This is a genomic window from Brevibacterium sp. LAARM2_SD2, assembly GCF_057364785.1.
This window is the reverse complement of the sequence record NZ_JBNFOM010000007.1, coordinates 138,834-145,218: the sequence shown is the minus strand read 5'-3', so window position 1 is coordinate 145,218 and position 6,385 is coordinate 138,834. Positions and strand designations below refer to the sequence as shown.

General features: G+C 72.0%; 5 protein-coding genes and 2 pseudogenes. 5 read left to right on the top strand and 2 right to left on the bottom strand.

The genetic code is table 11. The features are described 5' to 3' along the window. Window positions 1–157 precede the first annotated feature (157 nt). On the bottom strand, window positions 158–670 hold the full coding sequence (locus tag AC2W7K_RS06665; RefSeq protein ID WP_486005910.1) for a phosphoribosylaminoimidazolesuccinocarboxamide synthase: 513 nt from the start codon (window positions 668–670) through the stop codon (window positions 158–160). 71 nt (window positions 671–741) lie between these two features. After that, a pseudogene (gene purD, locus AC2W7K_RS06660) lies at window positions 742–2,433 on the bottom strand (phosphoribosylamine--glycine ligase); the annotation flags it as partial. 33 nt (window positions 2,434–2,466) lie between these two features. Here purD and AC2W7K_RS06655 point away from each other — a divergent pair. From AC2W7K_RS06655 to AC2W7K_RS06635, 5 genes and pseudogenes are all read left to right on the top strand, one after another. Continuing rightward, the gene (locus AC2W7K_RS06655; RefSeq protein ID WP_486005909.1) at window positions 2,467–3,489 is read left to right on the top strand and encodes an asparaginase; all 1,023 of its coding nucleotides are present in this window, start codon (window positions 2,467–2,469) and stop codon (window positions 3,487–3,489) included. Between the two features lie 2 nt (window positions 3,490–3,491). Next, window positions 3,492–3,893: a sterol carrier family protein gene (locus AC2W7K_RS06650; RefSeq protein ID WP_198500518.1), complete on the top strand. Its 402-nt coding sequence runs from the start codon at window positions 3,492–3,494 to the stop codon at window positions 3,891–3,893. Further along, window positions 3,890–5,332 carry an aldehyde dehydrogenase family protein gene (locus AC2W7K_RS06645; RefSeq protein WP_198500519.1) on the top strand — a complete coding sequence of 481 codons (1,443 nt, stop codon included), beginning with the start codon at window positions 3,890–3,892 and terminating at the stop codon, window positions 5,330–5,332. The genes AC2W7K_RS06650 and AC2W7K_RS06645 overlap by 4 nt, the downstream gene beginning before the upstream one ends. Window positions 5,333–5,412: 80 nt before the next feature. Beyond that, a pseudogene (locus AC2W7K_RS06640) lies at window positions 5,413–5,763 on the top strand (hypothetical protein); the annotation flags it as partial. 149 nt (window positions 5,764–5,912) lie between these two features. Beyond that, a complete protein-coding gene (locus tag AC2W7K_RS06635) occupies window positions 5,913–6,332 on the top strand; it encodes an EamA family transporter (RefSeq protein WP_486005911.1) in 420 nt (139 codons plus the stop codon). The last annotated feature ends 53 nt before the right edge of the window (window positions 6,333–6,385 follow it).

Sequence of the window (6,385 nt, the reverse complement as noted above, 5' to 3'; positions counted from 1 at the left end):
CTCAATCGCAGGCCGCGGAAGGTTCTGGAGTACGCGACTCCGGCAGAGGTACTGGGAGACATGCTCCTTGCGGGCGTACCCTGAAGACACCCCAATGGTGCACTAGAAACCTGAACCTGCCCGTGCGCTGTCGACACTCTGCGTCCTGAAGTCGGGCTCAGGCGGGGAAGGTCTCGCCGGTGAGCGTCTCGAAGGCCTCGATGTAGCGTGCGCGGGTCTTCTCGACGACCTCGGCGGGCAGGGCCGGCGGCGGAGTGTCCGACGCCCTGTCCCAGCCGGACTCCGTCGTCAGCCAGTCGCGGACGAACTGCTTGTCGAAGCTCGCCTGCGCGGTGCCCGGGGCGTAGCTGTCGGCGCCCCAGAAGCGCGAGGAGTCGGGGGTGAGCACTTCGTCGGCGAGGACGATCGTGCCGTCGGACAGGGTTCCGAACTCGAACTTCGTGTCGGCGAGGACGATGCCCCGCTCCCGGGCGATGATCTCGGCGCGCCGGTAGATCTCCAGGGTGAGGTCGCGGATCGCGCTCGCCTGCTCCTCGCCGATGGTCTCGGCGACCTGGTCGAAGGAGACGTTCTCGTCGTGGTCGCCGAGCGCGGCCTTCGTCGCCGGGGTGAAGATCGCCGGTTCGAGCCGGTCGGCCTCGTCGAGGCGGCGGGCAGGGCGACCCCGCACACGGCGCCGGTCGCCCGGTAGTCGGTGAGTCCGGAGCCGGTGAGGTACCCGCGGGCGACGGCCTCGACGGGGATCATCGCGAGGTTCCTCACGATGAGTCCGCGTCCGCGCACCGCGTCGGGGACGTCGGAGCTGATGACGTGGTTGCCGATGACATCGGCGAGCTGGTCGAACCACCACAGGCTCAGGCCCGTGAGCACGCGGCCCTTGTCGGGGATCTCGGAATCGAGCACCCAGTCGTAGGCCGAGATCCGGTCGGAGGCGACCATGAGGAGACGGTCGGCCGAGGCGATGTCCGCAGCGTCCTCGGGGATGTAGAGGTCGCGGACCTTGCCGGAGTACGCGTGCCTCCACCCGGGCAGCGTCGGGGCGTCCGCGTCGAGGCCCGCGGCAGGGGCGTTGCTCGCGGCAGGAGCCGCACTCCCGTAGACGGGAGCGAGCGCGATCCGCCCCCGGGCAGCCGCCTCGGCGATGTCATGGCGGTGCTGTTCGCCGTCCCACGAGATCTCCTCGACCGCGGCATACGCGCGGGCCCGCGCCTCGTCGAGGTCGGTCCCGAGCGCGACGACGGAGAGCACCCGCCCGCCGGCGGTGACGATGTCCCCGGTCTCGGCGACGTCCTCGGTGATGATCGTGTCCTCCGGCGCGTACCCGGCGCCGGGCCCCGTCGCGAGCGCCGTGCCGGCGTGGAGGACGTCGATGCCCTCGCGCGCATCGGCGGCGTCGAGACCGCGGATGATGTCGCCGGTCGTCGGCCGGTCGGGGTAGTTCTCTGCGGCCATGACGACGGTCACGGAGGTGCGCGGATCCCAGTCGAGCTCCCCGACCTCGTCGAGGCGGCCCTCGGCGGCAGCGAGCAGCGTCTGCCCGAGCGGGGTCCTCAGGCGGGCGAGGACGGACTGCGTCTCGGGGTCGCCGAAGCGGACGTTGAATTCGACGACGCGCAGGCCCTTCGAGGTCAGCGCGAGACCGCAGTAGAGGAGGCCGGAGAACGGGGTGCCGCGGCGGGCCATCTCGTCGACGACGGGCTGGGCGACGGTGGTGACGATGTCGTCGACCATGCCCGCGGGCGCCCACGGCAGCGGCGAGTACGCCCCCATCCCGCCGGTGTTCGGTCCGGTGTCACCGTCGCCGATGCGCTTGAAGTCCTGCGCCGGGGCCAGGGGCACCGTCCGAGTGCCGTCGCAGAGGACGAAGAGGGAGACCTCGGGACCGTCGAGGTAGTCCTCGATGACGACGCGGTCGGAGACCTCGAGGCACGAGCGGGCATGGGCGAGTGCGGCCTCCCGGTCGTCGGTGACAACGACGCCCTTGCCCGCGGCGAGCCCGTCGGCCTTGACGACGTAGGGGGCGCCGAAGTCGTCGAGGGCCGCGGCCGCCTCGTCGAGGGTGTAGGCGACGACGGTCCGGGCCGTCGGCACGCCCGCGGCCTCCATGATCTCCTTCGCGAACGCCTTCGATCCCTCGAGGTGCGCGGCGGCCGCGCTCGGACCGAACACTGGGAACGAGGCCTCCCGCAGGGCATCGGCGACACCGGCGACGAGCGGGGCCTCGGGTCCGACGACGACGAGATCGACGTCGAGGCGCTCGGCCAGCGCGGTCACCTCGGCGGCATCGGAGGCGTCGACGTCCGCGGTGTGCGCGATGGCCGCGATCCCCGGATTTCCGGGGGCGGCGATGACGGCGTCGACCTGGGGGTCGCGGCTGAGAGCAAGGACGAGGGCGTGTTCGCGGGAGCCCGACCCGATGACGAGAACCTTCACACGACCAGCCTATAAGGTCGTACGCTTGAGTGCGTGAGTCTCTCCACCTTCACGCCCGCCGAGGCGGCCTGCCTCGCCGTCGTCGAACGCAGCGGATTCGTCGAGTCGCGCCACAGCGGATCCGCCGTCGTCGTCGGCCCCGACGGCACCGAACTCCTCCGCCTGGGCGCCCCGGGAGCCCCCGTGTTCACGCGCTCGAGCCTCAAGCCTCTCCAGGCGCGCGCCGCGCTCTCCCTCGGCGCGCAGCTGGCCGGTCCGGCTGCCGCGCTCGCGACCGCCTCCCACCGCTCCGAGGCCGGACACGTCGCCGTCGTCGAAGCGATGCTCGCCTCCGCGGACCTCGGTGCCGCCGACCTCCGGTGCCCGTCCGTCCATCCCGCCGACGGGGCCTACCGCCGCAGCCTCGCCGCGGCCGGCGACCCCCGCTCACCGGTCCACTTCAACTGCTCGGGCAAGCATGCCGCGTTCCTGCTCGCCGCCCGCGCCCAGAACGCCGACACCGCGACCTACCTCGACCCCTCCCATCCCGTGCAGCAGCGCGTCGCCGAGGTGGTCGCCGACTTCGCCGGTGAGACCCCGGCGCGGTCGCGTCGACGGGTGCGGGGCGCCCGTGTTCGCGCTCAGCCTGACCGGCCTCGCCCGCGCCGTCGGCCGGTCGTCGGCCCCGGCGCCGACGCGGACTCCCGGACGATCACCGACGCGGTCTTCGCCGACCCGTGGGCGATCGAGGGGCACGGGCGACCGAACACGACGGTCATCGACCGCCTCGGCGTCTTCGCCAAGGGCGGCGCCGAAGGGGTCATCGTCATGGCCACCCGCGACGGCCACGCCGTGGCGCTCAAATGCCTCGACGGGTCCTCCCGGGCCACGGGCCTCGTCGCCCTCACCCTGCTCGATCGGGTCGGGGCGCTGTCCGACATCCCCGCGGCCGATCTCGCCGAGGTGGCGGCGGCGATCACCGACCCCGTCACCGGCGGCACGGATTCCGAGGGGCGGACAGCCGTGGTCGGCACCGTGCGGGTGAGCGAAGATGCAGCTGAAGGAGCGAGGTTCTGACGATGGCGATTCGACGACGAATAGACCCTGAGCAGGGACGACGCGCACTCGAGATGTGGGTGGCCCACAGCGATGCCGACGGCGCGCCGGCGGACCGGACGACGGTGGCGACCGCGGTGCGCTTCACCCTCGAGGAGCTCGCCTCCCGCGCCGAGGGCAATAGCGTCGAAGTTCGCGTGCCCCCCTTCGGGGTCACCCAGTGCATTCCCGGCCCCCGGCACACCCGCGGCACCCCGCCCAATGTCGTCGAGACCTCCGCCGAGGTGTGGCTCGGCCTCGTCACCGGACGGGTCGGCTTCGCCGAGGCGCTCGCCGCCGGCACGGTCGATGCCTCGGGCACGCGCGCGGACCTCAGCGACCACGTGCCGCTGTTCACGACCGCGGACCTGGAGGGACCCCGATGAGTGCGCAGATCACCCAGACGACCTCGTTCATCGGCGGCCGGCATGTGCCCTCGCTGACGACGTACGCGAACATCGATCCGGCAACCGGCGACCACCTCGGCGATGTCTCCCGGGGTGGGGCCGAGGAGATCGATCGGGCGGTGACGGCTGCGGCGAAGGCCCAGCGGGAGTGGCGGCGCTCGAGTCCCGAGCAGCGTTCCCGCCTCCTCGTCGCCACCGCTGCGGCGATCGGCGCCCACCGCGACGAGCTCGCCCGGATCGAATCCGAGGACACGGGCAAACCGCTCTCCCAGGCCTACGCGGACGTCGACGTCTGCGCCCGCTACTTCGAGTTCTACGGGCACACGATCGAGGCCTACCACGGGCAGGCGATCCCGCTCAGCGACGACATGCACGCGTACACCCGCCGTGAGCCCTACGGGGTGACCGGGCACATCGTCGCGTGGAACTACCCGCTCCAGCTCATCGGCCGGGCCGCGGCGACGAGCCTCGCCACCGGCAACTGCGCGGTGGCGAAACCCGCCGATGAGACACCGCGGTCGACCGTGCGGCTGGCCGAGCTCATCCACTCCGTCGGCTTCCCCGCCGGGGCCTTCAACGTCGTCACCGGCCTCGGCGCCGAGGCGGGTGCTGCGCTTGCGCAGCATCCCGGCATCGCCCACCTCGGGTTCGTCGGGTCGACGCAGGTCGGCTCGCAGATCGCCCATGCCGCCGCGGACCGGGTCGTGCCCACCGTCCTCGAGCTCGGCGGCAAGTCCGCGAACCTCGTCTTCGCCGACGCCGACGTCGACCAGGCGATCCCCTCCCTCGTGCGCTCGATCATCCAGAACGCCGGACAGACGTGCTCGGCCGGATCCCGCCTCCTCGTCCACCAGGACATCCACGCCGAGGTCATCGAGAAGACGGCGGCGGCGATGGCCGAGGTGACGATCGGCCACGGCCTCGACGACCCGATGCTCGGCCCGCTCATCTCGACCCGGCAGCAGGAGCGCGTCGAGGGCTTCCTCTCCGACATCGGGGCCGCTCGCATCGTCACCGGCGGCTCCCGCCCGACCGGGCTCGCCGCCGACCTCGAGGGCGGCGCGTTCATCGCCCCGACGATCGTCGACAACGTCGCCCCGGGGTCGACGATCGCCCAGCAGGAGGTGTTCGGCCCCGTCGTCGTCGCGATGACCTTCGCCGACGACGATGAGGCCGTGGCGCTGGCCAACGGGACCGACTACGGGCTCGTCTCCGCGCTGTGGACGCAGAGCCTGTCCCGGGCGCATCGGCTCGCCGCCGAGGTGGAGGCCGGGCAGGTCTTCGTCAACACGTACGGGGCCGGTGGGGGAGTCGAACTGCCCTTCGGCGGGTTCAAGAAGTCCGGATACGGTCGCGAGAAGTCGATGGAGGCCCTCGACGAGTACACGCAGACGAAGACCGTCGTCATCAAGCTCTGAATGGCTCTGTTCCCTCAAGCTCTGCCCATCCAGGCCGTGCGCATCCAGGCCGTGCGCTCCACTCAGCGACGCGGGCGCAGATGACGCCGGGAGTCCTCGCGCTCGTCCTCGGCGCCGCAGTCGCGCACGCGCTGTGGAACCTCGCGGCGAAGACGGTGGCCGGCCGCGGCTACGCGTTCGTCCTCGCCTACCACGGTCTCAGTGCGCTTCTCCTCGCCCCGGTCGCGATCTGGCTCGTCGCCTCCGGGCAGCAGACGATCGACGGGAGTCTGCTCGCCGCGGCCCTGCTCAGCGCACTCCTCCACATCGGGTACTCGGTATCCCTGCAGGCAGGCTACGATCATGCGCCGCTCGGCGTCGTCTACCCGAGCGCCCGCGGCATCGGGCCGGTGCTGACGATCATCGTCGCCGTCACCGTCCTCGGGGAGCGGCTGAGCGCCGTCGAGATCATCGGGGCGCTCATCGTGCTCGCCGGCATCGCCGTCGTCACCGTGCGCCCGCGGGGCCGGAACCACTCGTCCGGCCCTGCTCATCTGCCGGGTCGGGATCACGCGTCCGGCGGGGTGGCGCGCGGCCTCGCGTGGGGCGGCCTCATCGGGACGTTCATCGCCGGGTACACGCTGTGGGACGACTTCGCCGTCAACCATGTGACGACCTCGCCGCTGCTCTACTTCGCCGTCTCCGAGGCCGTCGTCGCTTGTCTCATGGGCGCCGGTCTCGTCACGCTGCCCGGCGCGGCCGGCGCGCCGACCTCCGCGCCGTCGTCGGTGAGCACCGGTGGGCGCTCGTCACCGTCGCGGTGCTCTCACCCCTGGCCTATCTCCTCGTCCTCTACGCGATGCAGTCCGCGCCCGTCGCGCTCGTCGCGCCCGTGCGGGAGACCTCGATCATCATCGGCACGCTGCTCGCCTGGTGGCTCTTCGGGGAGCGGAACATCGCCGCGAAGCTCACCGGCGCCGTCATCGTCGTCGGCGGCATCGGACTCATCGCCCTCGGCTGAGCACAGCATCGCCCTCGGCTGAGCACAGGCGAGGGCGCAGGCCCGAACCCGGG

What these genes read in the sequence shown, in the direction of transcription:
- AC2W7K_RS06645 (WP_198500519.1), top strand. Translation starts at nt 3,890, where the DNA reads ATGAGTGCGCAGATCACCCAGACGACCTCGTTCATCGGCGGCCGGCAT.
- AC2W7K_RS06650 (WP_198500518.1), top strand. Translation starts at nt 3,492, where the DNA reads ATGGCGATTCGACGACGAATAGACCCTGAGCAGGGACGACGCGCACTC.